The 26373-nt window shown below is 32.6% G+C and carries 24 protein-coding genes; 12 read left to right on the top strand and 12 right to left on the bottom strand.

The genetic code is table 11. The annotated features are described in order from the left end of the window. Nucleotides 1-344 precede the first annotated feature (344 nt). Nucleotides 345-1079 (top strand): CHAP domain-containing protein, encoded by a 735-nt coding sequence (locus KA873_RS03015; RefSeq protein WP_107384147.1) that lies wholly within the window; start codon nucleotides 345-347, stop codon nucleotides 1077-1079. 806 nt (nucleotides 1080-1885) lie between these two features. Here the strand turns inward: KA873_RS03015 and nhaC are convergent. After that, the gene (gene nhaC / locus KA873_RS03010) at nucleotides 1886-3286 is read right to left on the bottom strand and encodes a Na+/H+ antiporter NhaC (protein WP_107384148.1); all 1401 of its coding nucleotides are present in this window, start codon (nucleotides 3284-3286) and stop codon (nucleotides 1886-1888) included. A gap of 37 nt (nucleotides 3287-3323) precedes the next feature. Next, on the bottom strand, nucleotides 3324-4394 hold the full coding sequence (locus KA873_RS03005) for an NAD/NADP-dependent octopine/nopaline dehydrogenase family protein (protein ID WP_107384149.1): 1071 nt from the start codon (nucleotides 4392-4394) through the stop codon (nucleotides 3324-3326). 253 nt (nucleotides 4395-4647) lie between these two features. On the opposite strand from KA873_RS03005, the gene KA873_RS03000 reads away from it, so the two are divergent. The 5 genes from KA873_RS03000 to KA873_RS02980 all read left to right on the top strand — a co-directional run bounded on the left by KA873_RS03000 (nucleotide 4648) and on the right by KA873_RS02980 (nucleotide 7817). Further along, on the top strand, nucleotides 4648-5010 hold the full coding sequence (locus tag KA873_RS03000; protein WP_107384150.1) for a DUF4870 domain-containing protein: 363 nt from the start codon (nucleotides 4648-4650) through the stop codon (nucleotides 5008-5010). Nucleotides 5011-5323: 313 nt separating this feature from the next. Further along, nucleotides 5324-5791, top strand: coding sequence for a CHAP domain-containing protein (locus KA873_RS02995; RefSeq protein WP_107384151.1), 468 nt, complete (start codon nucleotides 5324-5326; stop codon nucleotides 5789-5791). Nucleotides 5792-6059: 268 nt separating this feature from the next. After that, nucleotides 6060-6380: a DMT family transporter gene (locus tag KA873_RS02990; protein WP_107384152.1), complete on the top strand. Its 321-nt coding sequence runs from the start codon at nucleotides 6060-6062 to the stop codon at nucleotides 6378-6380. After that, on the top strand, nucleotides 6380-6697 hold the full coding sequence (locus KA873_RS02985) for a DMT family transporter (protein ID WP_107384153.1): 318 nt from the start codon (nucleotides 6380-6382) through the stop codon (nucleotides 6695-6697). The genes KA873_RS02990 and KA873_RS02985 overlap by 1 nt, the downstream gene beginning before the upstream one ends. 163 nt (nucleotides 6698-6860) lie before the next feature. Beyond that, nucleotides 6861-7817 carry a 2-hydroxyacid dehydrogenase family protein gene (locus KA873_RS02980; protein ID WP_107505044.1) on the top strand — a complete coding sequence of 319 codons (957 nt, stop codon included), beginning with the start codon at nucleotides 6861-6863 and terminating at the stop codon, nucleotides 7815-7817. A 386-nt stretch (nucleotides 7818-8203) separates the two neighbouring features. On the opposite strand, the gene KA873_RS02975 is transcribed toward KA873_RS02980, so the two are convergent. The 7 genes from KA873_RS02975 to KA873_RS02945 all read right to left on the bottom strand — a co-directional run bounded on the left by KA873_RS02975 (nucleotide 8204) and on the right by KA873_RS02945 (nucleotide 16219). After that, nucleotides 8204-9328 (bottom strand): FAD-dependent monooxygenase, encoded by a 1125-nt coding sequence (locus KA873_RS02975; RefSeq protein WP_107384155.1) that lies wholly within the window; start codon nucleotides 9326-9328, stop codon nucleotides 8204-8206. 116 nt (nucleotides 9329-9444) lie between these two features. Beyond that, complete coding sequence (locus KA873_RS02970; protein WP_107505043.1) at nucleotides 9445-10221, bottom strand: N-acetylglucosaminidase; 777 nt, start codon at nucleotides 10219-10221, stop codon at nucleotides 9445-9447. 26 nt (nucleotides 10222-10247) lie between these two features. Beyond that, on the bottom strand, nucleotides 10248-10532 hold the full coding sequence (locus KA873_RS02965) for a hypothetical protein (RefSeq protein WP_181187396.1): 285 nt from the start codon (nucleotides 10530-10532) through the stop codon (nucleotides 10248-10250). 125 nt (nucleotides 10533-10657) lie between these two features. After that, on the bottom strand, nucleotides 10658-11122 hold the full coding sequence (locus KA873_RS02960) for a helical membrane plugin domain-containing protein (RefSeq protein WP_107505042.1): 465 nt from the start codon (nucleotides 11120-11122) through the stop codon (nucleotides 10658-10660). Continuing rightward, nucleotides 11122-14076 carry a formate dehydrogenase subunit alpha gene (gene fdhF, locus KA873_RS02955; protein WP_107505041.1) on the bottom strand — a complete coding sequence of 985 codons (2955 nt, stop codon included), beginning with the start codon at nucleotides 14074-14076 and terminating at the stop codon, nucleotides 11122-11124. Before fdhF ends, KA873_RS02960 begins: the two co-directional genes overlap by 1 nt. Before the next feature lie 269 nt (nucleotides 14077-14345). Then, nucleotides 14346-15314 carry an LCP family glycopolymer transferase gene (locus KA873_RS02950; protein ID WP_394860903.1) on the bottom strand — a complete coding sequence of 323 codons (969 nt, stop codon included), beginning with the start codon at nucleotides 15312-15314 and terminating at the stop codon, nucleotides 14346-14348. Between the two features lie 113 nt (nucleotides 15315-15427). Beyond that, nucleotides 15428-16219, bottom strand: coding sequence for an inositol monophosphatase family protein (locus KA873_RS02945; RefSeq protein WP_107385139.1), 792 nt, complete (start codon nucleotides 16217-16219; stop codon nucleotides 15428-15430). Nucleotides 16220-16748: 529 nt separating this feature from the next. Between KA873_RS02945 and KA873_RS02940 the strand changes: the two genes are divergently transcribed. Next, entirely contained in the window at nucleotides 16749-17441 is a 693-nt protein-coding gene (locus KA873_RS02940; protein ID WP_019468333.1) for a helix-turn-helix transcriptional regulator, read from the top strand. Between the two features lie 31 nt (nucleotides 17442-17472). Here the strand turns inward: KA873_RS02940 and KA873_RS02935 are convergent, their stop codons facing one another. Continuing rightward, nucleotides 17473-18204, bottom strand: a complete 732-nt coding sequence (locus KA873_RS02935) for a CPBP family intramembrane glutamic endopeptidase (RefSeq protein ID WP_107521366.1) — start codon at nucleotides 18202-18204, stop codon at nucleotides 17473-17475. Between the two features lie 115 nt (nucleotides 18205-18319). Here KA873_RS02935 and KA873_RS02930 point away from each other — a divergent pair, with 115 nt between their 5' ends. The 5 genes from KA873_RS02930 (at nucleotide 18320) to KA873_RS02910 (ending at nucleotide 23051) form a co-directional block, all read left to right on the top strand. After that, nucleotides 18320-18649, top strand: a complete 330-nt coding sequence (locus tag KA873_RS02930) for a hypothetical protein (protein WP_107505308.1) — start codon at nucleotides 18320-18322, stop codon at nucleotides 18647-18649. Nucleotides 18650-18745: 96 nt separating this feature from the next. Beyond that, on the top strand, nucleotides 18746-19795 hold the full coding sequence (locus tag KA873_RS02925; RefSeq protein ID WP_107505307.1) for a MupG family TIM beta-alpha barrel fold protein: 1050 nt from the start codon (nucleotides 18746-18748) through the stop codon (nucleotides 19793-19795). Between the two features lie 6 nt (nucleotides 19796-19801). After that, nucleotides 19802-20689: an N-acetylmuramic acid 6-phosphate etherase gene (gene murQ / locus KA873_RS02920; protein ID WP_107385087.1), complete on the top strand. Its 888-nt coding sequence runs from the start codon at nucleotides 19802-19804 to the stop codon at nucleotides 20687-20689. 43 nt (nucleotides 20690-20732) lie between these two features. After that, nucleotides 20733-22172 carry a PTS transporter subunit EIIC gene (locus KA873_RS02915; RefSeq protein WP_210140153.1) on the top strand — a complete coding sequence of 480 codons (1440 nt, stop codon included), beginning with the start codon at nucleotides 20733-20735 and terminating at the stop codon, nucleotides 22170-22172. Between the two features lie 3 nt (nucleotides 22173-22175). Continuing rightward, complete coding sequence (locus KA873_RS02910; RefSeq protein ID WP_107385089.1) at nucleotides 22176-23051, top strand: MurR/RpiR family transcriptional regulator; 876 nt, start codon at nucleotides 22176-22178, stop codon at nucleotides 23049-23051. A 129-nt stretch (nucleotides 23052-23180) separates the two neighbouring features. Here KA873_RS02910 and KA873_RS02905 read toward each other — a convergent pair whose 3' ends face one another. Both KA873_RS02905 and KA873_RS02900 read right to left on the bottom strand, forming a co-directional pair. Continuing rightward, on the bottom strand, nucleotides 23181-24620 hold the full coding sequence (locus tag KA873_RS02905) for an alkaline phosphatase (protein ID WP_107385090.1): 1440 nt from the start codon (nucleotides 24618-24620) through the stop codon (nucleotides 23181-23183). Between the two features lie 226 nt (nucleotides 24621-24846). Continuing rightward, the gene (locus KA873_RS02900) at nucleotides 24847-26235 is read right to left on the bottom strand and encodes an amino acid permease (protein WP_107385091.1); all 1389 of its coding nucleotides are present in this window, start codon (nucleotides 26233-26235) and stop codon (nucleotides 24847-24849) included. Between the last annotated feature and the right edge of the window lie 138 nt (nucleotides 26236-26373).

Raw genomic sequence — 26373 nt, 5'->3', positions numbered from 1 at the left:
AATATATTATTTAAATAACTAAATTTTAGCATTTATTAGCATTTGTAATTTTCTGTTATTTTACAGATTTGTAATAAATTAGAGTGCAATATTACACTTAAATGACCGTAAAATACGATTATAATGGGCATTTAGGCCTATAAAAAGTTAATGTTTTTTGTTACATCTAATGATTAATTATTAGAGTTAAATTACAAAATGATAACATTGCACACAAATCGACCATTATCTGATAAAGTATTGCTTGTCGTTAAAACAACGAAAAAAACTATATTAAACTATTGTCATTTAGAGACTGAGATAATAAATTAAATGCTTTATAATTATTAGGAGGATATTTTACAATGAAAAAAATCGCTACAGCTACAATCGCTACTGCAGGAATCGCTACTTTTGCATTTGCACAAAACGAAGCAGATGCTGCTGAAAACAATAATGGTTATAACCCTAATGATCCAACTTCTTATAGTTATTCATATACTATAGATCAACAAGGTAATTACCACTATACTTGGCAAGGTAATTGGAATCCAAGTCAAGCTGACCAAGCTCATTCAAATAATAATGGTGCTACAAATAATGGTCAAAACAGTAATTACGGTTCTACATATGGTAATTCAACTCAATCATATACAGCTAACAATACAACAGGTGGCGGTGGAGCTGCTTCAAACTCAACTTCAGACCGCAACATCAAAGTAACTACAACTAGCGCACCATCAAGTTCATCAAGTTCTATTTCAAGTACTTCAGGTTCTTCTAGCAACCTTTATACTTCTGGACAATGTACTTATTATGTATTTGATAAAGTTGGCGGTAAAATTGGTTCAACTTGGGGTAACGCTAACAACTGGGCAAGCGCTGCAGCTGCTTCAGGTTACACAGTAAATAACTCACCTTCACAAGGTTCAATCTTACAATCTTCAACTGGTGCTATGGGACATGTAGCATATGTTGAAAGTGTAAACAGTGACGGTTCAATCCGTGTATCTGAAATGAACTATGGCCAAGGTCCTGGTGTTGTTACTTCACGTACAATTTCAGCTAGCCAAGCTTCAAGCTATAACTACATTCACTAATAATCGTAAATATATAAGCGGGTAGGATACAAAATCACTGGCTAAAAATAAGCGTCAATTTCTATTGTAATAATATAGAAATTGGCGCTTTCTTATTTCACTTTTAGATATTGTTTCGATAACATAATGGCATTCGTGATATATATTTGAACAATGTCTTCATTTAAAACGGTTTTAAAATTGCTGACGACTCAGGTGTTTTATAAAATGAAACTATTTTGACATTGAAGCATTCTACAATATAAGCAACAAAATAAAAAAAGTCTAGGACATCATTGATTCGTCCCAGACACTTTAAAAGCAATAAAACATTTATTCATCGAATAGTATCTCAATTTAGCAATTTCATTCAAACCTATATTTTTGTAAATATAACATTACTATCATTATAGATTAAACTGAAGTATAGTCATAAAAATTTTCAATTAATACTTTACTTATTGACATGTAACGATACATATATCATTATTGTATTTTCCAGATAAATCGGTTTTATACTGTACCATCGCTACAATATACAATATAAAACCGACTATAAAATAGATAATAGAAGGATATTTAAAATCTTTACCTATATTGAAATATTGATGTATTCCTTAAAATAAAGCATTATCGCTACAATAAACACTATATTTAATACGGAACCACCTCATCCATAGTTTTGTTTAGCCGAATTATCTATCCCATAAACATATTATTATTAATTTCACTTAAATCTATCTAAAGCGTAGTAATATAAACAAGTTTAAAGTTTGAATATATTACTACGCTTTATTATATTTTAGCATGTTTCTAATATATAATTTTTATCCTTCGCTAGCTTTAGCTTTTTTTATGCCAATACCACTAAAGCCATAAAATATCGCAAATAGGACACATAAATAACAAGGTACAGCCCAAATAAAGAACTGATCAACAGAAACACCTAATTGTTGAGTATAATAAATGCCAGAAGTGCCCCATGGTATCAATGGTATAATCATTGTACCTGAATCTTCTAATGTTCTGGATAAATTTGACCGATCCAAGCCCATTTTATTGTACATATCCATCATTAATACACCAACCATAATTATTACCACAGAAGCAACACCTGCAGCTAACACCATCATTAATCCACCTAAAACTGTGGCAAGAATTAAAGTACCCACTGAATTGATATTACTAGATATTTTCTTCAATATCACATCTAAACATCCTGCCTTTTCCACTATACCAGCAAAGGCATAACCACAAAAAATAGTAACTACAATTTCAGTCATACTCATCATACCGCCCTGTTCTATTAAATTAACAGCTTTATCGGATAATGAGCCGTGTAAATTGGGTACCATACTTTTATTAAATCCATCAAAAGTGGCTTTAAAGCCATCTGTCATATTAAACCCATTATTAAATGCGCCGATAACAATCGCACTTACACTGGAAATTAACATCGACGGCACCGTGGAAATTTTAAGCAATAAACATACAATGATAATGATTAAGGGTAACCATACAAAAAAGTTGATGTTATAAATCGTTGATAGCTCCTTAAGCATCGCATTAACTTGCGAAGTATTCGCGCTACCTTTAAATTGTAAACCAGCAAAATACCATACAATTAATCCAATTATAGATGCTGGCACCGTTGTCCATATCATCGCTCTTATATGTGAGAAGATATTTACTTTAGTTACCAACGCTGCTAAATTGGTCGTATCTGATAGTGGTGACATTTTATCACCAAATACTGCACCTGCAATGATTGCACCTGCAGCCATCCCAGCTGGAATATTTAGTTGTGCACTTATCGCCATCAGTGCTATGCCTGCCGTAGATGCTGACCCCCATGCCGTTCCAGTAGCAACTGAGGTAATTGCACAAATAATAAATGCTGATACTAAAAACAAATTAGGGTTTAAAAACTCTAAACCATAATAAATCAGTGCAGGTACTGTTCCAGAATACATCCAAGTACCTACGATAATACCTACAGATAATATAATAAATATCGCTGGCATTGCTGTTGCTAAGCGATTGGTAATGCCTTCTTCTAAATCTTTCCATTTTAAACCTACTCGTCTCGCAATAATTGCAGCATAAGCTGAAGAAAGAATAAGTAATGCTTGAATTGGAATATCAAACACAACAAAACCAGTAATTACAATAATAATCATCACTATGATCGTTGAAATTGATTCTAAAAAAGTTGGTTGTCTTTTCATACACATTTCCCCTTATTTATATGAATGAATATTATAATTAGTACAATCCTAACTTATCTTTTCCTAACTCATCTATCGTTAATCCCTCTTCAAAGAAGTCACGTTCTAATATTGTAGATGCAATAATAATAATCGCATCAATGTTAGGCGTTGGTACATCAATTTCCCGTCCTAAACTTGACCAAAGTACTAAACCATGTGCAATATCTTCTGTTAAATAACGATTCTTCACATGATTAGGTCCCTTAATTTGAGAAAATACGGGACTCGTATTAAACAAACGGTTAAGTGGTTCATCCTCATCTTGTCTTTCTAAATAACCACGTTCAATTCGAGCTTCTTTTGCAGATGATAACTCAAATCCTAATTTACGTCCTAATGTTAGTCTTTCTAACTCTACTGCATGTAATAAGCGCACAGTATGTTTCGTAATCCCTTCTTCGTACAGAGCGAACGTGTCAGCATAATCAATTCTTCCTACATTTAATAACGTTGGCCCAGGGTGAACTTCAGGGTTACCATTTTCTAAATTTGTTTTCCACAAGCTTTCTTCTTTTACAATATAAGGATACAATTTTTCTATTGTATCGAAGCTATCACTTAACTCTTCTTTATCATATGTTGAAAAATGTACTTTTCTAACATTTAAAGATAAATCGACACGCGCTGCCTCAAAATCGACACGTGTACCATAAGTTAATGTATTTACTTCAGCAAACTTAGGCATTACATCAATGTGCATATCTTCTAGTACATTCATAAAACGTATTGATCCCATTGCAGCAGCAATATTAAAGAATATTAATTGATGTGCTTTGATAAATGGTGCCATAGTATGTGCATAATGTTCAATGAATGATGATGGTATAACAACTTGTACAACATCAGCACCTTCAAGTACGTATTCCATATCGTCACTTATGTCAGTAAATTTTACGAAGGTTTCTTCACCTTCATTATTAAATGTAAAACCACCTTGTTCAATGGCTTTATCAAATTTATCTAAAGATTGATTTCTACAATATAACTTGACTTCATGTCCTTTGCTAACCATATCTAGTGCTGCAGTAACAGCACCATTACCTGATCCTACGATAGCTATCTTCATAAACACCCTTCTTTCTTTAAACATCAAATTTTTCGTGTTAAACATTACTCTCATGTATAACCTATTAAGAAAAATGATAAACACTGGTATACAACCTATTTAATTTTTTCAATTAAATACTTGTTTATGTGCATTTCTATATTTTAACAATATCGCAACATTGTAAACAGTCTTTTTTATAAAATTTTTCAAATAATGTACAACTCATTTTTGGTTTTGTTATAGTAATAGTAAGTTAAAAGGAGGAATAATAATGACTGAAGCTTACTCAAATCGTGAAGTATTAAATCAAGAACCTAATAGTGATTCAAGATTGATGGCAACATTAATTTATGTACTTAGTTTTTTCACTACATTTTTAGCACCACTAATCATTTGGCTTATTAAACGTGAAGACTCAGCATTCGTTGATAGAGCAGGTAAAAATTATTTTAATTTCCTAATTTCATATGTTATTTGGTTAACCGTTTCAACTATTTTGATGTTCATTCTCATAGGATTTATTCTATTTCCTATCATCGCAATTTTAAACTTTATTTTTACAATTGTAGCAGCAGTAAAAGCGTATAATGGTGAAGATTATTTACCACCGCTATCTATTAGATTTTTCAAATAATTTTAATCAAAATTTTGTGATTCTTTACACTCATTGTAATATACAAATCCATCAGATGTGTATATTATGTATTTAAACCTTATACTTGCGCATTTTTTACCATATTACAACAATATTCGCTTTTGTAACCTCACGTGTTGTTTATTACAACAATATGTGAGGTCTTTTTAATTGTTTTACAAATACGTAACAATCCACACAAAGTGATGATCTTCTGTTATTGTATAAATTGTCGTTGAAACTAACGCAGTAATTATATAAATAATTTTTATTAAAATAATAGATGAATTAAATTTGGGAGGACTTTTTTATTATGAAAAAAATAGTAACAGCAACAACATTGACAGCAGGTATCGGCGCAGCAATTGTAGGTTTAGATCACGGAAATGAAGCAAATGCAGCTGAACAAACTACACAAGCTAATCAAAACACAACACAAGCTACATCAGGTTCAAGTGCAAACTTATACACTGCTGGACAATGTACTTGGTATGTATTTGATAAAACAGGTGGCGAAATCGGTTCTACATGGGGAAATGCAAATAATTGGGCTTCTGCAGCATCTTCAGCAGGATATACAGTTAACAATTCTCCAGAGGCAGGTTCTATCTTACAATCTAGTGAAGGTAGCATGGGTCACGTAGCATACGTTGAAAATGTAAACAGTGATGGTTCTGTAAATGTTTCTGAAATGAACTATAATGGTGGACCATACTCAGTAAGTGAACGTACAATTTCAGCTGGCGAAGCTAGTTCATATAATTATATCCACCTTAACTAATATTGCCATTAAATAATCACTATTGGGAGGCATATGTAATATAAAGTCATGTGCTTAAATGACGACTTTATACGTATGATAAATATGGTTGTTTATGTTAAAAATGCCAATAGCAATTCGTTTTCAATAAATAAGTAGTAACTATAAAAGCCTAAGACATTCTTTAATGTCTTAGGCTTTTTTATATTGAAATGATGTCTACATATTGCAGGCTAATTAAAAGTTTGAGAAAATAATAGCGTTTCATGCAAAAAGGAGGTTGAACCAAATGCAGTGGCTTAAAGTTATCGTAGCAGGAATTATAGAAATATTATGGGTTACTGGATTAAACACTGCTGACTCATTCTTGAGTTGGGCTGGTACGATTATTATTTTAATATTGAGTTTCTATTTAGTCATTTCAGCTTGTAAATCGTTACCTGTTGGAACTGTTTATGCTGTATTTGTAGGTATTGGTGCAATTGGAACGGTACTGGTTGATATGATGTTTTTCGGAGACCATTTTAACATTGCGAAAATAGCATTAGTTATCTTACTTGTAATTGGAATTATCGGTCTTAAATTAACTACAGAGGAGGCTGAACAATAATGGCATGGATCATACTATTTATGGCTGGTTTACTAGAAGTTATTGGTGTCATTATTCTAAATGAAATTGCTCGTACTAAAAAGAAAGCATTCGTTGTGCTTTTAGCAGTTGCCTTTATTTGTAGTTTCAGCACACTTAAACTAGCGATGACAATGGGTATACCTATGGGTACTGCTTATGCTGTATGGAGCGGTATCGGTACAGGTGGTGGCACGCTAGCTGGCATGCTCATCTATAATGAATCTAAAAATATCAAACGTATTTTCTTTATTGTTATCATTGTTTTAGCAATTGTTGGTTTGAAAATTGTTGGCTAAAATAACTTTTTAAATTAACGCAATATCTACGATAATAAAATAATCACTTTATTTTAGAACTATAATTATATGTAATATGTACTTTGTTATAATTGAGAGCAATGTAAAAGTTTGTTTACTTATATAAAATTTACTATACTTTAGGTAAAGGAAGTGATTATACATGGTAAAAGTTTTCATTGCAGGCCCAATACCAGAAGTTGGGTATAACTTGCTAAAAGAACAAGGTTATGAAGTCGATATGTATGAAGGTAAAGGAATTATTGATAAAGAAACATTGATCCAAGGCGTTAAAGATGCTGACGCTTTAATCAGCCTTCTATCTACTAATGTTGATAAAGATGTGATTGATGCAGGCTCAAACTTAAAAATCATCACAAACTATGGCGCTGGTTTCAATAACGTAGATGTTGAACACGCACGCCAAAAGCAAATTGATGTAACAAATACACCAAAAGCTTCAACAAACTCTACAGCAGAATTAACTTTCGCACTTGTATTAGCTGTAGCGAGACGTATTCCTGAAGGCGATAAATTATGTCGTACAACCGGATTTGACGGATGGGCACCATTATTCTTCCGTGGCAGAGAAGTTTCTGGTAAAACAATAGGAATCATTGGTTTAGGAGAAATTGGAAGCGCAGTGGCAAAACGTGCGAAAGCATTTGATATGAACGTACTTTACACAGGACCTCATCAAAAAGTTGATAAAGAACGTGAAATAGGCGCTAAATATGTTGATTTTGATACACTCTTACAGCACTCAGATTTTATTACAATTAATGCTGCATATAATCCTGATTTACACCATTTATTTGACACTGAACAATTCAAATTAATGAAACCAACAAGTTATCTCATTAATGCAGCTAGAGGCCCTATCGTAAATGAAGCCTCTTTAGTAGAAGCATTGAAAAATAAAGATATCGAAGGCGCAGCATTAGATGTGTTTGAATTTGAACCTGAAATTAATGATGAACTGAAATCATTAGATAATGTTGTTATTACACCTCACATTGGTAATGCTACGTTTGAATCTCGTGATATGATGTCAAAAATTGTAGCTAATGGCACAATAAGTAAACTTAATGGTGAAGAACCTAAATTTGTCGTTAATTAATCACTGATTATTTAACAAAACATAGACACTGAGATATCTTCATTTTTGACTTATGTTTAAATACCAGTTTCTATTGAAAACAGTTATAAACTCCCGCAATTAATAGGATTAAAATAAAAACGCTTCCGTGCTATTTATTTAAATGAATAGCACGGAAGTGTTTTTCTATTTGCAAGGTTGTTTATGCAATAAAAATTAAGAGCAAATTAAATTTAATCAGATTGTTCTATATGACATAATTTAAGCATTGAAAATGACAAACTAGATTATCACCTTAGTAAAGTTAACAAAATAATAGTCAATTTAGATAAAAAGCCGTAAATGTATTTTTCTAAAATACATTTACGGCCTTTATGATATTGAGCGTTTTGTTCTAAATATATGTTTTACTTTTCTTTCGATTTATAAATAAATTTTGTCTGATTGGATAGTAATCGATCAGGAAGGATTTTAGCAATTTTATTTCTCACTTTAACGACAAATTTATTTGTTCTTTGCGCAGTTTTCCCTATTTTTCTAGAGCGCTTCACTATTTTTTTTGTATGCTTCACACGTAATTTATCATAGCGTTCCAAAGCTAAATCAAAATCATATGATTGCACACAATTCGCGAGAACAATAGCGTCTTCCATTGCTTGACCAGCACCTTGCCCCATGTTAGGTGTCATTGCATGAGCAGCATCACCTAAAAGCACAACACGTTGATAAACAAATGATTTCAATGGGTTTAAATCATACATATCATGTAATAATACGTCTGTTTCACTTTGTTTATCTAAAACTTGTCTAACCTCATTAGGAAAATGATTAAATCTTGCCTGTAGATGTGGTTTCGCAAAAGCATGTATTTTAGTATCATGTGCTTTGGCAGAAATTGAAATAAACCAATAAGCCTGATTATTTAATAATGGCACAATACCCACTCTACCTTTTGTAGACCAAAATTCCTTAGCAATGTGGTTATCTTTTAAATCAATATCTTCAACTAAGCCTCTGAATACTGTGTATCCTTGATAAATTGGTTTACTATTTGGTACTAATGCTTGCCTTATATTTGAATGGATACCATCAGCGCCGATACATAAATCAAATGATTGTGAAGTTTGTTCAGAAAATTGTAAGGTCACTTTCAAGTCCCCATTTTCAATTCCTGTTACATTATGATTTGTGAAAATTACGCTATCAGGCACATAAGATTTAATCACATCTAATAAACTTTGGCGTGACATTGTTAAATTAACAGTGTTTTTTTTCAACTTAAGTTTTGATAATTGTTTGTCTTTTTCATCCCGAACTTCCATCACATCAATAACTTGTCCAATGTTTTTCAGTCCTTTTGCTAAATCATGACCATTTAGTTTTTCAATGACATTACCACCAATGCCAATACCAGCACCTAATTCAGATACTGTATCTTCTTTTTCAAATACACTTACATCATGACCTTGCTCTATTAATAAAGCTGCTGCAGTTAAACCACCTATACCTGCACCGACGATGGCTATTTTCATCTTTATTCACTCCAACTTTCCCTAATCTTTTAATATTATATTCACATTTGTATAATAACATAACAAAATGTAATGTAAGTTTCTAAAAATTGCGGTTGTAATCTTTTATGATGTCACTACAAATAATAATCTTTGTTGATGTCATCTTTTTTAATGCCTAAATTTTTATAAAAATGTTTCATAAACCAAGCGATATTGTCATCCCAATCCACATCACTTGCATATTGATGTTCACCAGGTGTCTTAGGATTCCATCTCATTTGATAAAGTGATATTTGTTTATTATCAAAGTAATTTTTCCTTACAAATTGAGCACCACCCATAATTGCTTTTTCAGGGGATGTCCACGATTGTTTTTTTGCAAAGCTACTACCAGTATGTACTGCATTTTCATCAAATGCACCTATACCAAAAAAGTTATAATATCTTTCATCTCCATCTTTAATACCTTTTGCTAATTCTGATTTACCATTACCTGTTTCAACTAGGGCATGACTCACTAAATATAAAACATTAACATCATACTTATCTTGTGCCTTTAGGAAAGTTTTACCTTTCCCTTTTAATATACCTTTATTTTTTAAAATTTTATTTATCTCGTCTTCGGACATAGATACTTTTTCAGAAATATCCATATGATTTAAATCGTCTTGATCACTATTAACTTCCATTGCTTTTTTCACATCTGCAGTAGAAGCTTTAATAAATTTACCTTCTTGTTCTTTCATATTTAATGCATCTGAGCTTACTTGTTTATCTACCGCTTCATTAAAAGTATGGGTCTTTTGTTTCTCAAATAAAGATGTTTCATTTATTATTAATAAAATCACAAATATAGCGATAATTAATATTAATAATATTAACGGTATACGTTGCTTAACACGCTCATTCATATTTTAAAATCTCCCTGCATTGCATTTTATTGAGTTAATGTGAAATAGGCAAAAATAACCGCAATAAGAACGATTATAAAGGAAACGTTAATTGCAATACGCATGCCCTTTCGATTTCTAAATAATGTGTTGAAAATTACTAAGCTAATTGTCAAAGAAACAACAAACATTGTAATTGCCATCACAACATTTAAAGTAATTAAAAATATAATACCAATGACTAAAAATATATTTGAAATAATAGCCATGGTTTTAATTAATTTCGGATTAATAAGTCTCCACTCCTTGTAACTAAATTCTAAATCAATCATTCTATTCATTGAAATTGTATCATATTTACTTAATTTTCAATATGTCATTTATAATAGCAAAAAGCTCTTATGTGAATAAAATTCACAATAAGAGCTTTTTCATATAATATATGCACTTCATTTTATTATCTAGACATACCTCTGAGCATATTTAACATATAAGTTAAACTACGATTCATTTCATCATCTTTAAGTACACTCATTAAACCAGTAATAGATGTTTTTTGGTTTGGACTAGCTTGATTTGCAACACTTAAGCCTTTATTTACTTTATTTAACATAATGCTCAAATCGTTGACATTCAAATCACCTAAAAGGAAAACAAGTGATGCCATATTGGTAATCAATCCTGTGTATTGTTCTTTATTTAATTCAACTGCGAATTTATTAGCGATAACACCTCGACTATTGACGATACCTGATAGCGCATCTAGTATTTTGGCATCGTCTAACGTGCTAATAATATTAATAGCTTTCATGATACTATCTTTATTTGCTGCAATTGCATCGGTAACTTCTGCTAAACTTTCTTGTTTAATTTGTTCTTCAGACTTTTGCATGCGTTTAATTTTCGTTATTCTCTCAGCCATTATTTATTCACCTGACTTCCTGGGAAAGTGTAATCATCACGTTTCCATTTGTCTTCAACACGTACACTATACTGTGGTTGTCTTTGTTTATTTACTCGGAAGTTTGTTGGGTTCAATGGTGATTTTCCTCTGCGTGTTTTAACTTCCATTCGACAACTTGTACGTTTATAAGAAGGTGTATCTGTATCTTTATCCACATCACTATTTGTCAATAAGTTAATAGCGCCTTGATCGCCATTAATCATGGCATTGTTATTTAATGGAATATAAATTTCTTTCCCTTTCACTCGATCTGTTACGTGTGCGATCAATTCAGCTTCACCACTGTCTGAAATCAACTTAACCTCTGCCCCTTCATGAATATCTCTTTCTTTTGCTAGTTCTGGAGATACCTCTACGAACGGTTGAGGAACTTTATACGCAAGACCTGGTACTTTATATGTCATATTTCCTTCGTGGAAATGCTCTAATAAACGTCCGTTGTTAACATGTAAATCGTATTCTTCATTAACTTTAAAGAAATTATCAAATGTTAAAGGATAGAAATTCGCTTTACCGTCTTCAAAGTTAAATCCATCTAAATACAATGTTGGTTGGTCTGTGCCGTCTTCAGCAACAGGCCATTGTAAACTATTGTATCCATCTAATCTGTCATAATTAACACCTGAATAAGATGGTGTTAATTTAGCAATTTCATCCATGATTTGACTTGGATGTGTGTAATTCCAATCATAACCTAATGTTCTAGCTACATCTTGGATAATGACCCAGTCTGGTTTTGATTCACCTTTAGGTTCAAGTGCTTGATATAAGCGTTGGATACGACGTTCAGTATTGGTGAAAGTACCCGTCTTCTCTAGTGATGGACATGCCGGTAGAACTACATCTGCATATGAAGCAGTGAAAGTGAAAAATTCATCTTGTACGACTAAAAAACCAACTTTTTCAAGTGCAGCTTGTACATAATTAATATTTGAATCAACGATACCTGTATCTTCACCATATAAATACAAAGCGTCAATTTCACCAGCATGAATGCCTTCCATCATTTGATGGTTATCTTTGCCAGGAACACTTGGTAATGTTTCACCATATTCTCTTTCAAATTTAGCGCGGATTTCATCATCTACCACTTTTTGGTAACCAGGGAATTGATCAGGCATACTCCCCATATCACTACATCCTTGTACGTTGTTGTGACCACGAAGCGGATATGCACCAGTACCTGGTTTTCTATAGTTACCTGTAGCTAATAATAAGTTGGATATTGCAGTAGACGTGTCACTACCAATATCTTGTTGTGTTACACCCATAGCCCAGGCAATTGACACTGTTTCAGCATTAACCATTTGATGCGCAAAATCAATGAGCGCTTCTTGCGAAATACCTGTTGTATCTTCGGCAAATGTCATCGTATATGGTGCTAAAGATTTATGATATTCATCGAAGCCATTTACCCATTCATCAACAAAAGCTTTATCGTGTAGGTCATTATCTATAATATATTTTGTCACAGCTGATAACCATACTAAATCAGTACCTGGTTTAGGTTGATAGAAGTTATCAGCTCTTTCAGCCATTTCATGTTTACGTATATCAAACACATTTAAAGTATTATTATATAATTTATGTCCACGTTTAATACGAGAAGCGATGACTGGGTGCGCTTCTGCAGTGTTTGTCCCTATTAAAACAACCATGTCAGCGATTTCAAGATCTTCGATTGAACCAGAGTCACCGCCATGTCCTACCGTTCTAAATAATCCCTTGGTTGCAGGGGCTTGACAGTAACGAGAACAGTTATCCACGTTATTTGTACCAATCACTTGTCTCGCAAGTTTTTGCATTAAATATGATTCCTCATTTGTCGCTTTAGATGAAGAAATGAATGCTAGACCATCTGAGCCGTGAGAAGCTTTTACCTTGTTAAAGTTATCAGAAATCACTTGTAGTGCTTCATCCCACTCTACTTCTTCGAATTGATTATTTTTACGTACTAATGGTTTAGTTAATCTTTCTTCTGAATCAATATAATCCCAACCGAATTTACCTTTCACACACGTTGCAATTTTGTTTGCTGGAGATTCATGTTGAGGTTGTACTTTCAATACTTCTCTACCTTTTGTCCAAACGTCAAATGAACAACCAACACCGCAATATGTACATACAGTCTTAGTTTTTTCGATGCGTTCTTCACGCATCGCTGCTTCCGAATCAGATACCGCAAATAGCGGTCCATAACCTGGTTCTGCCTTTTTAGTTAAATCGATCATCGCAGCAAGTGATCCTGGCTCTAAATCTGTCATATAGCCAGCGTTACCTTCCATGTTGACTTCTAGCATTGCGTTACAAGGACATACCGTCGCACACTGACCACACCCAACGCATGATGAATCATTTATTGTTGTATCATTATCCCAAATGACACGCGGTTGTTGACGTTCCCAATCAATCGTTAAAGTTTCGTTGACTTGGACATCTTGACAAACTTCAACACAGCGCCCACATAGAATACATTGGTCTGGATCATAACGATAGAATGGACCATAATCTTTTTCATATGGTTTTTCCTTGTATTCATATGTTTGATGTTCGAGACCCCACTGATCCATTGTATTATGAATTTCACAATCACCATTATTATAATCACATACTGTACAATAAAGCATATGTTTTTCTAAAATACGGTCTAAAGCTTCTTTTTGACTTGTTTGTACATTATCATTTTGTGTATTAACAATCATTGGTTTATCTATCGTCGTACTACAAGCACGTTGCATCACACCGTCTATTTCTACTGTACACGTATCACAAGTTTCTATAGGACCAAGCGATTCGTTATAACATATAGAAGGTACAAACGTATCTTGTGATTTAATAAATTGTAGTAAGTTTGTGCCGGGTTCCACAAGATAATCTTTGCCATCTAATGTAATAATTAAATGTTCTTGCATACTATTCACCCCTATTAATTTTATAAAGCCCATGTTTATGAATCAAAGATGTTTGATAACATTCCATCCTAAAAGCCCCACACTTTTTGGTAATGTTATTTATATTGTATATGTAAATCAATAAAATGTTAAGGCTTTCCACTATTTTTCGCCTGCTTAATATAAATATTATTTTATAGCGCTAAACATTTTCGCTGAGTATTGATTATTTTAATGACAAAAATAAAAATACACGCAACCAATGTAATTGATTGCGTGTATTTATTAAACTAAATACCTAAATTATCTTTTATATCGCTTTCTATTTCAGATAACGAGCTTTGGCTAGGTATAAAGTAATAAAGCCCATCATCTTGTATCCCGCCTTGACCTTCTAATTGATGACGGTGCACGTTATCGTTTGCATCTTTATAATTACCTCTAACTTTGTTTAACTCTCCTAAAGTCAAATCTGTTTTCACATTGTCTTCAACGTGATTCATCAACGAATTAAAATGTGTAACTGAACTGATACTCGTTAATTTGTTGGCTAGACCTTGTATCACTAATTGCTGACGCTCTTGTCTACCAAAGTCGCCACCAGCGCCTTCTTCTTTACGACTTCTTATAAATGCCATTGCTTCTTTTCCTTCCATATGAGACTTTTGTCCTTCATTAAATTGGAATCCATCATATGAGAAAGTAGCGTTACTAGTGACATCAATACCACCCACGGTATCTATCATATCTTTCATGCCGTCCATATCTACCGTTGCATAGTGATCTATTGGCACATTCAATAGTTTTTCTACTGACTTCACAGCCATGTCAGGCCCACCATAAGCATACGCATGATTAATTTTTTCAGTTGTACCTTTACCTACAATATCCGCTTGAGTGTCTCTAGGTATACTCACAATTTCAGAGGATTTCTTCTCAGGATTGATAGATAACACCATAATCGTATCACTACGTTGTCCCCCACCTTCGGCATCCCTTTTAGCATCTGAATCTACGCCAAATAAAGCAATCGTAAAAGGATCTCCATTATTAAGATTAGCTTTTTCTTCTCTCAAAGATGATTTATCTCTATCTAATGGGTTATGTATTGCCCCACCAACAGAAAATATTTTAAACCCTAAATAAACAACAGCTAAAATTGCTAAGATTAGCAATATACCCAAGAACCACAAAAATACTTTCGTGGGCAAACCCATTTTCTTTTTATTATATTTGTTAGAACGATTCACCTTTTTCATTCTCCATTCTATATTCGATTTTCTATTTCAATTAATTATAAATTATATAGTAAACTTATTTAATAAACATGGTGCTTAAGACCTATTGTTAAATAATTAATAATTTTAAATAATTATTTTTGATATCCAGATCCTGAATTTAGAATCGTCAACATTTCTTTATGGCAAGCTTTATTACTAATAATAAAAGGTCCTGCTTTCGCAAAATCTAAAGTTGTATTATTTAATGTCGTCATTTTTAATCCCAATTCTTCAGCGAATAAAAATTGTGCAGCAATATCCCATGGTTTGGGATTAGTATTTACATGCGCACCAAATTGCCCTAAAATCACACGCACGGAATCTAAACCACATGAGCCAATGAAACGATATCCAAAAGAAGCATCATTGAGTTCATGAATCGTATCATCATTCATCACCAATGTATTAAATGAAATAATTGCATCTTTTAATTGAATAGCTTCAGGCTGTTGCAATAAATTACCATTCATATATGCGCCTTGCCCTTTGATTGCTTTATAAAGTTTGCCGTGTGGATAATCATAGATATATGATAGTGCAGGTTCCCCATCGACAAAGTAGCCCAAAATAATACAATAATCTTCTTGTTGCTTAACCAAATTTGTAGTACCATCAATCGGATCCATGACCCATACATGTCCTTTTTTTGCTAAGATGTCATCATTTGATTTTTCTTCAGCGAAGAGTTGGTGGCTTGGAAAATGTTGCTGTAAAAATTGTTCGAAATTTTGTTGAATAGATTTATCTACATTGGTCACTAAATCAAATCGATTTTGTTTCGTTGAAGTAACCATTTCTTTGATTAACTGTGGAATAATATCATCTAATGTTGTTAGCCAATCTCTTACTAAATTATCAATGTTTAATAACGCTTCTTTATTCATTTGAGACCCCCTCTTTAAACGAATCAATAAATTTTTTTCATTTTAATTATTTAATATGTATAATTTGTTTTATTTTATCATATAAATATAATTACAGTAACAAACCTTTACCATTAATTATTGTTCAATATAGACTCAATACCATAAATAAAGGAATAGGGCTGAAATCGAATTTATTTTAAAATCATTTCATTGCAATCATCTTGACAAAGATGAAATCCAATAAAACGATAAGAGGCTGAGACAATTAATTTGCCCCAGCCTCTAAATAGAAAGGAAAGTAAGTAATAAATATTGAAGATGTTTGCTTAGTAACTCGTACGAAAAAGATATTAACAAAACTATATGTAATAGCCTACCCCTTTGTTATCTTTTCGCTACCCCCTTGTTACTAATTATTATACTAACATAAACAATCAGAAAATGTAAGCGTTTTCTATAACTTTTTTTAAAACTTTATAAATGTCGTCATTGTCACTTTTATGCTATAATGAATGTAATATGTAATCATTTGGGAGGTGACTTTCTAATGAATAAACGCGAAAGGCAAAATAAATTGGTACAAGCAATACAGCAAAATAAGCAAATTACCGCTTCAGAACTTGCGATAGACTTAGATGTATCAAAACGTACGATTTTAAGAGATATACAAGATTTAGAAGATCAAGGGGTAAAAATTCTAGCAAAACATGGCAAATTAGGCGGTTATCAACTTCAAGAAACACCTAATAGTTATGAGCTTGAATTAACTGACAATCAACTTACTGCTTTATTCTTAGTATTGAATGAAAGTCAATCATATACAACACTTCCATATAAAGAAGAGATAAACGCAATTATAAAAAAATGTTTAAATTTACCTTATACGAAAATGAGACGAGCGCTTAAAAAGCTCGACCGGTATATAAAATTTAATCAACAAACGCATGTTGACTTGCCACCCATCTTTTCAGAGGTTTTAATCTATTGCACTGAACGAAATGTGATGGCAATGGAGTATAATAAAGATAACGACATTATTACTGAAAATGTAATTTTTATCGGATTATTATGTACAGACGGATTATGGAAAGCAGTTATTTTTGAAATTGGTCTCGGTAAAACAAATGAAATACCTATTGTTGATATCCATGATATTTCATATTCTTTTGAGAAAAAAATAAAAACACAAGATATTACTATCAATAACTATCAACAATTTTCAAATCCCACTGAGTCCTAAAAACTCAATGGGATTTTTTCAAGGGTTCACATTATGTATATAACGTAATAAGCGTAAAAATAAATGAAATTAAATTATTAAGCATGTGTATACTTACACTTGCTATTAATTTAAATCCTGATTTGATGTATGCATATACCATAGCAATTGCTAAAATTATATAACTCCCTATTTCTAATGGAGATTCCGCTCCCATCACATGCATTAATGAAAATAGAATAGCTGAAATAATCCCCATAACAATAGCATTAAATTTCTTCCCTAGTTCACCTATCAGTAAATGTCTAAAAAATATTTCCTCCACTAATGGCGCTCCAATTACAATCAATAAAAATGTAAATGGCAAAAATGAAGGTTGATCAAACAAATTCATTAGTTCTAGCTCGTTTTGAGTTTCATTAAAACCAATGTCATCAGGTAACATTTGCATAGTCATGTTATAAATTGCACTACAAATCATCATTATAATTGTTACTGTAATCAGAAATAAATAATGTTGCTTTATAAATGCTGTATTTTTCTTCAAATGCATTTTAAAGTCTTTAATATGTAAAAAATAAAAACTAAACACAGTGACAACATATGAGAGTAGTTGTATAACAACACTTAACTTTATCACTATTTTTTCTGTTAAATGATCTACATAAACGAAACTAAATAAAATACCAACCAATGTAAAAACAATCATACTTACAATTAAAATCGCAATCAGAGAAAAGTCTTTCCACACAATATCTTTAAAACGATATTTTGTTCTTTCCACTTTCAACAGCTCCCTTTAAAATCATTTTAAATTTTATATTGTATATCCTACCATTCTTAACAATTCCAGAAAATCATATTCATCATTTTAAATTTTATATGAAAGGATCCGTTTTATGTATAACTTAGAATATCATCAACTCGCTCAACGCATTCATAAACTACTCAATTTAATTGAAACATATAAATTTGCCATCGTTACTCAAAATAAAAAGAAACAACAATACAAACAAGATATCCAACAATTTATTGAAGACGAGCTCACCCTATTCTCAGACATATCCTTACAACGCTTTTCTTTGCCACATTATAATTATTACCAATTCCTTTTAATACATGATCAGAACCCTATTGAAGAACTCACTATCGGCAATACAATTAAGTATCTTGATACCTTACAAAATCAATTATTAGAAACACACAAGTTATTACAAACATTTTTGTAATAATATTTCAAAATGATATTTTTTTAAATTTAAAATTGTAATACTTTTTCATGTATTGTAAAATGAAATCGATTACAGCAATATAGGAGTGATAACATGCATGGCTTTTCCATTTATTTAGGACAACCCATTGATAAATCGTATATTAGACGAATGATTGCTTTAGGATATACTACCATTTTCACATCTGTTCAAATTCCAGAGGAAGATGAAGCATCTAAATATCGCTATTTGGGAGAACTTTTAAATTATTTATCAGACAAACATCTTACGTATATGATTGATATCAATCCTTCATTGCTGAATCATTCTTTTTATGAATTCCTGCAATCATATCATCATGCTCAATTTATGATTCGTATTGATCACAGTACTTCTATAGAAATTATTAATGACATCATTCAACACGGTTTTGACTGTTGTTTAAATGCAAGCATACTTTCCGAATCACTACTTCAACAACTCTATGAAAAACTCGAAGACTTTACGCATTTATGTTACTGCCATAATTATTACCCACGGCCAGATACAGGTTTAACAACTAAATTTGTACATCATCAAAACTCACTAATTTTAAAGTATAATCCAAACGCAACAATTTACGGTTTTATCTCAGGTACAACAAAGCGTGGACCTTTATTCAAAGGTTTACCAACTATAGAATCAACAAGAACACAACACCCTATTGAAAGTGCACAACTACTATTAGATCATCAGACAACACAAATTTTGATTGGCGATTCTAAACTTAATACGCCACTAGACGAACAATTAATGAATGTATTATGCCATAGAACATTCACATTCACAGTTGATTTATTTGATATTCAAGCGACTACGATATTACAGCAAACGCACACTGTACGCTCAGACAACCCACAAGATGTAATTCGATCACAAGAAGCTAGACACTATTGTACAAGTGAAATGAATACTTTTAATACGACAAATCGAGATACAGGTACTGTGACAATTGATAATAAACTGAACGGACGCTATCAAGGAGAATTACAACTCTTGAAAGCTGACTTACCAGCGCATCCGCATGTTAATGTTATAGGTAAAATTTGTGAGTCTGAGCGCAGATTGGTTCATTGCATGAAGCCAAATGATACTTTTAAATTTATTATTAAAACAAGGGAGTAGAAATTAATGAGTGATTTAACTACTGAATCCAGAAATAAAGCTACAATGCATTTAGATGAAATGTCTATTACAGAAATTCTTAAAACAATGAATGATGAAGATCAAAAGGTTCCTCAACAAATTAGAAAAATCATACCAGAATTAACTAAAGTCATAGAAATCACGACAAAACAATTTAGAGCTGGTGGTCGAATAATTTATATGGGGGCTGGAACGAGTGGAAGATTAGGTGTGCTTGATGCTGCTGAATGTGTCCCCACCTTCAATACGTCCCCAGATGAAGTGATTGGATTAATTGCAGGTGGTCAAAGAGCAATGACAGTTGCTGTTGAAGGTGCTGAAGATAGCACTTCTTTGGCAGAAGAAGATTTACATCATATTCACCTTAATGAAAAAGACGTTGTGATCGGTATTGCTGCAAGTGGTAATACACCTTATGTTATCGGAGGATTAAAATATGCAAATAGCATTGGTGCACACACCGTTTCAATTGCATGCAATACAAATACTAAAATAAGTAAAATAGCTACAAAAGCAATTGAAGTTAATGTAGGCCCTGAAGTATTAACAGGTTCCACTAGATTAAAATCAGGAACAGCACAAAAATTGATACTTAATATGATTTCAACTATCACAATGGTTGGTGCCGGTAAAGTATATGATAATCTCATGGTCGATGTAAAAGCTACAAACCAAAAATTAATTGACCGTTCTATACGCATCGTACAAGATATCTGTGACACATCATATCAACAATCTGAGAAGCTATATAATGCCGCAGATCATAACCTTAAAGTTGCTATCGTTATGCATATGTGTGATACATCAAAAGCAGACGCAAAACAGCGTTTAGACAACAATAACCACATCGTTAAGCAAGCAATCAGAGATTAAACCAAGTACTTAAAATAATTTATGTATATAGGAGGGTTTTACGATGACTAAAGAACAAAAACTTGCAGAAAACATTGTAAATGCAGTTGGCGGTTTAGAGAACATGGAAAATGTTATAAATTGCATGACGTGCGTTAGAATTAAAGTGCACGATGAAAATAAAGTTGACTATGATAAATTAAAATCTACTGACGGCGTTATAGGTGTGGTCAAAGACGACCGTGTACAAGTTGTCGTTGGGCCTGGCACAGTTAATAAGGTAGCTGACCATATATCTGAAATGAGTGGTGTGCGTTTAGGTGAAACCATTTCACACCATGATAAAAATTATAAAGCTGAAACTGAAGCAAGAGCTAAAGAAAACAAGGCGGCTTTTCAAAGCAAACAAAAACGCGGTAAGTTCAATAAACTATTAAAAACAATCGCAAATATATTTATCCCATTGATTCCAGCATTTATTGGTGCAGGTTTAATTGGTGGTATTGGTGCAGTTTTAAGCAATTTACTTGCGGCCGAGGTCATATCTGGCGCATGGATCACACAACTTGTCACTGTTTTTAATGTAATTAAAGATGGTATGTTAGCTTATTTAGCAATCTTCACGGGTATAAACGCTGCAAAAGAATTTGGTGCAACACCAGGTTTAGGTGGTGTTATTGGAGGGACAACGTTATTAACAGGTTTGACGGAAGAAAATATGATTACTAATATTTTCACAGGTGAACCTTTACAAGCAGGACAAGGTGGTATAATAGGTGTTATCTTTGCAGTTTGGTTATTAAGTCTCGTAGAAAAGAGATTACATAAAATTGTACCAAATGCCATAGATATCATCGTAACACCTACGATTACTTTGTTCGTTATCGGCTTATCAACAATCTTTATCATCATGCCATTAGCTGGCTTTGTTTCTGATGGTTTAGTATCCGTAGTCAATGGTGTTATTGATATCGGTGGCGTCTTTAGTGGCTTTATCATTGGTGCTTTCTTCCTACCATTAGTTATGTTAGGATTACATCATATATTTACGCCTATTCATATTGAGATGATAAATCAATCTGGTGCTACTTACTTATTACCTATTGCTGCCATGGCAGGGGCAGGACAAGTAGGCGCCGCATTAGCACTTTGGGTAAGATGTAAGAAAAATACTACTTTGAGAAATGCAATTAAAGGTGCACTTCCTGTTGGTTTCCTCGGTATTGGTGAACCTTTAATTTATGGGGTTACGTTACCTCTTGGTAGACCATTCTTTACAGCATGTATTGGTGGAGGTATTGGTGGCGCAGTAGTTGGTGGTATTGGACACATCGGTGCCAATGCTATTGGACCAAGTGGTATTTCATTGTTACCTTTGATTTCAGATCATATGTACTTAGGATATATTGCAGGATTAATCGCTGCTTACATCGGTGGTTTCCTCTTCACCTTCTTTTTAGGTACAACAAAATCAATGAGAGAATCTGATAACTTAGGTGGTTAAACTATGACCAACGTACTTTATAAAATTGATAATATCTATGAAACTTTTACAAAAAGTGAAAAGAAAATTGCTGATTTTATTTTAAATGAACCGCATCGTATTATTAATATGTCTGTCCAAGATCTTTCAAATGAAATTAATACAAGTACTGCTTCAATTGTACGTTTTAGCAAAAAAATCACAGAAAAAGGCTTTCAAGAACTTAAAATTACAATTTCACGTTATTTGCCTGAAGATGCAATTAACAATAATCATATGGAATTAATTGATAATGAATCAGTCGATATTATCAAATCTAAAATGTTAGCTAGAGCAACCGACACAATGAGTTGTGTTGCGTCACAAATTGAGCAACCTCATATCGATGACATCTGCGATACATTGAAACATGCGCGTACTATATTCTTATTTGGTTATGGCGCATCACTCGTCATTGTCACAGATTTATATCAAAAATTGTCTCGCATAGGTTTAAATGTGCGCTTAATACAAGAAACGCATTTATTAATGACTACCATGGCTACACATGATGAACAAGATTGTATTATTTTCGTGACCAACCAAGGTAGTCATAGTGAAATGCAATCTATGGCAAAAGTTGCTACCGACTATAATATACCTATCATTACGATCTCGAGTTCGAACAATAACCCTGTAGCTAAAATTTCTGATTATACTTTAATTTATGGTCAAACAGATGAAAATGAACTGCGCATGGCCGCAACAACATCTTTGTTTGCGCAACTTTTCACTGTAGATATTCTGTATTATCGATTTATCGCTTTAAATTATCAACGCTCATTGGATTCAATCACACAGTCAAAAATGGCACTTGATAATTACCGTAAACATTTATCTAAAATCCAATTTAAACACTAAAACAATGCTAACATCACATTTTAAATAACATAATAAACAAGAACGACCTAGAAATCGCATTTTTATAAAGGATTTCTAGGTCGTTCTCTTTTTTTAATCTGAAGTTAACATTATTTGTTTATTACATCATTATTTTACATCTTTTTGGAAAAAGTCGAAAATATTTTTGGCATTATCAGTATTATCAATATTTCCTTTAAATTTATCACTACCAGGACCATATGCATAAGTATTTACATCTTCTCCTGTATGACCATTTGTAGTCCAACCAGTATTAGATTTGTCATTTATCGGTTTTTGTACAGCATCTTGAACTTTTTGTAATTGACTTTCATATGCTTTTTCGTCTTTTTTAAGATCTTTAAGTTTTTTAGCTTCGTCTTTTATTTTATCAATTTGATCTTGTGAAACTTCAAAACCATAACCATCTTTAATCACTTTCTCCACATTTTTACCCTTGCTGATTTCTTCAGTCATGTATTTACCTGAATGTTTCATTTGGTGAATAGCATCTGGATTCCAAACATAATCTTTACCTTTCGCTATAGACATCCCACCTGTAGAATGATCTGCAGTAGCTACCACAAGCGTATCTGGATTGTCTTTTGCATAATTCATAGCATATTCAAATGATTTTTCAAATCCAGACATTTCAGACATTACCCCTGTTACATCATTTGGATGGCCTGATTTATCAATAGAAGCGCCTTCTACCATTAAAAAGAACCCTTTGTCATTTTGTTTTAATTTATTTACAGCACTATCTGTCATATCCACTAATTTTGGATTTTTATCTGGTGCGTCTATCTGTAACGGCATATCATTATCTGCAAATAATCCTAATACTTGTTTATTTTTAGAGTTTTGTAGTTCATTTTTATTAGTAACTACATCGTAACCATCTTTTTTAAATTTATTTTTTAAGTTGCCGTTATCTTTACCGAAATACTCAGCACCCCCGCCTAATAGTACATCTACTTTATGTTTGCCATTAATTTTGTCATTGTAAAATTGTTTAGCAATTTCATTCTTTTTATCACGATCATCTACATGTGATGCGTATGCAGCAGGTGTAGCATCTGTGATTTCAGCAGTAGATACTAAACCAGTTGATTTACCATTTTCTTTAGCTTGTTCTAAAACCGTTTTAACATTATTTTTATTAGCGTCGACACCAATAGCACCATTATATGTTTTTTGTCCTGAACTAAATGCGGTTGCACCGGCTGCAGAATCAGTAACATTCTCTTTTGGATCATTTGGATTTGTACGCTGACTACCTATTAGATATTTATCAAAAGCAGTTTGATCCATTTCTTTAGTATCAGGATTGTCTGCAAAATAGCGATAAGCAGCATTATACGAAGGACCCATACCATCTCCAACTAAAAAGATGACGTTTTTAGGGTTTTTTGTATTGCCCATGTAAGCTACATCAGAATTCTGATTTGCATCTTTAGTCTCATCTTTTTTCCCAGCTGCATAAATCCCTTGTCCACTCCCTAATGATGAACCGGCAATAATTGTCCCTGCAATTGTAGCAGTAGCTAGTTTATTAAGTATTTTCATATAATAACTCCTTTAGATATGTATTATGACCTCAACTTTATTCTAAAGCACGAGTTTTGAGTGAGTATTTTTATATTGTTAATTTTTTGTAAAACATTAGTGTAATCATATTTACGATATTGTCGATAACAAAATAAGCCATAAATGATACAAGTTAATGTATCATTTATGGCTTTTTAAAAGTTGATTGTAAAACGACCTACTGTTTTACGTTTTGTTTTACTATTTAAATTTGCTTATCATCACTTAATTTATGATAGCCCTTCAGGTAATAGAACAATGTCATACAACCTAAGAATACGATACCAATAACAACTGAAACGACTGTTTCTTTATTAAATAACATGCCTATTAACACCATGATAAAGAACGCCATTGTAATATAATTTGTTATTGCACCGCCTGGCATTTTAAACGGATGATTCTTGATTTCTTCACTGTGATTTTTTCTGAATCTTAAATGACTAATTAATATCATAAACCACGGTACCATACCTGGTAAAATTGAGGCACTGTATACATAAACAAAAATGCTGTCCGCGCCTTTAATGAATAAAGGCAAAATAACGTTCAATAATGCGCCAATTAAAATACCAATTGCTATTGCAGTTACTGTCCAAATAGGAACACCATTTTTCATAACTTTACGGAAAAACTTAGGTAACATTCCTTTTTGAGATAAGTTCAACGTCATTCGACTAGCACTAAATATACCAGAATTACATCCAGACATCGCTGCCGTTAAAACTACAAAGTTAATGAGTCCTGCTGCAAATGTAATACCTACTTTTGCAAATGTTGCAACGAATGGACTGCCGATATTTCCTAATTCATCCCAAGGATAAACAGTTACAATAACGAAGATAGCTCCGATATAGAATATTAATATACGCCATATAACACCATTAACCGCACTTTTAATATTTTTTTGCGGGTCTTTAGTTTCACCAGCAGTGATACCAATTAATTCAACACCTTGATAAGAACCAATTACAATAGAAAGTGCAAAGAAGAATCCTATCCAACCATTAGGCATAAAGCCACCATGTGACCATAAATTAGAGAGTCCAATAGCTTCTCCTCCATTACCAAGGCCAAAGAATATCAAACCGAATCCTGCGATAATCATTAAAATAATTGTTACTACTTTGATCATTGCAAACCAAAATTCAAATTCACCAAATGCTTTAACTGATACTAAGTTAGCACCTGCCAACAATAATACTACAATAATACCTGGTATCCACTGTGGTAAATCAGGGAACCAATAATTCATATATTCTCCAACGGCGATAACTTCACTCATACCTACAACAACCCATTGGAAAATATTGCTCCATGCTGTCAGATAACCAGCAACTGGATTTATGTAATCACTTGCAAAGTTTGCAAATGAACCTGAGGTCGGATGTAAATATACCATTTCCCCCATAGCTCTCATCACTAAAAATAAAAACAGACCTGCTATTAAATATGCAAATATTACTGAAGGTCCTGTCCACTTGATTGTACTTGTCGCCCCCATGAAGAGTCCGACACCAATTGTTCCACCAAGTGCTATCATCCGCATTTGACGTGCACCTAGTCCCCTTTGTAATTCGTTATTCTCATTCATCATTCAAACCCCATCTCATTCAAATATAAGTGATAATAATTCACTTATTATGACGCTATTATACTATAAATTCTAAAAATTAAAACAATTATTTTTCATTTATGTAAGCCCTTACATATGTTTTTATTTTAGATTATT

Origin of the sequence: Staphylococcus sp. GDY8P45P (genome assembly GCF_017892745.1) — a bacterium.
GTDB classification, from domain to species: domain Bacteria; phylum Bacillota; class Bacilli; order Staphylococcales; family Staphylococcaceae; genus Staphylococcus; species Staphylococcus cohnii.
This window is presented reverse-complemented; position numbering and strand designations above follow the sequence as displayed.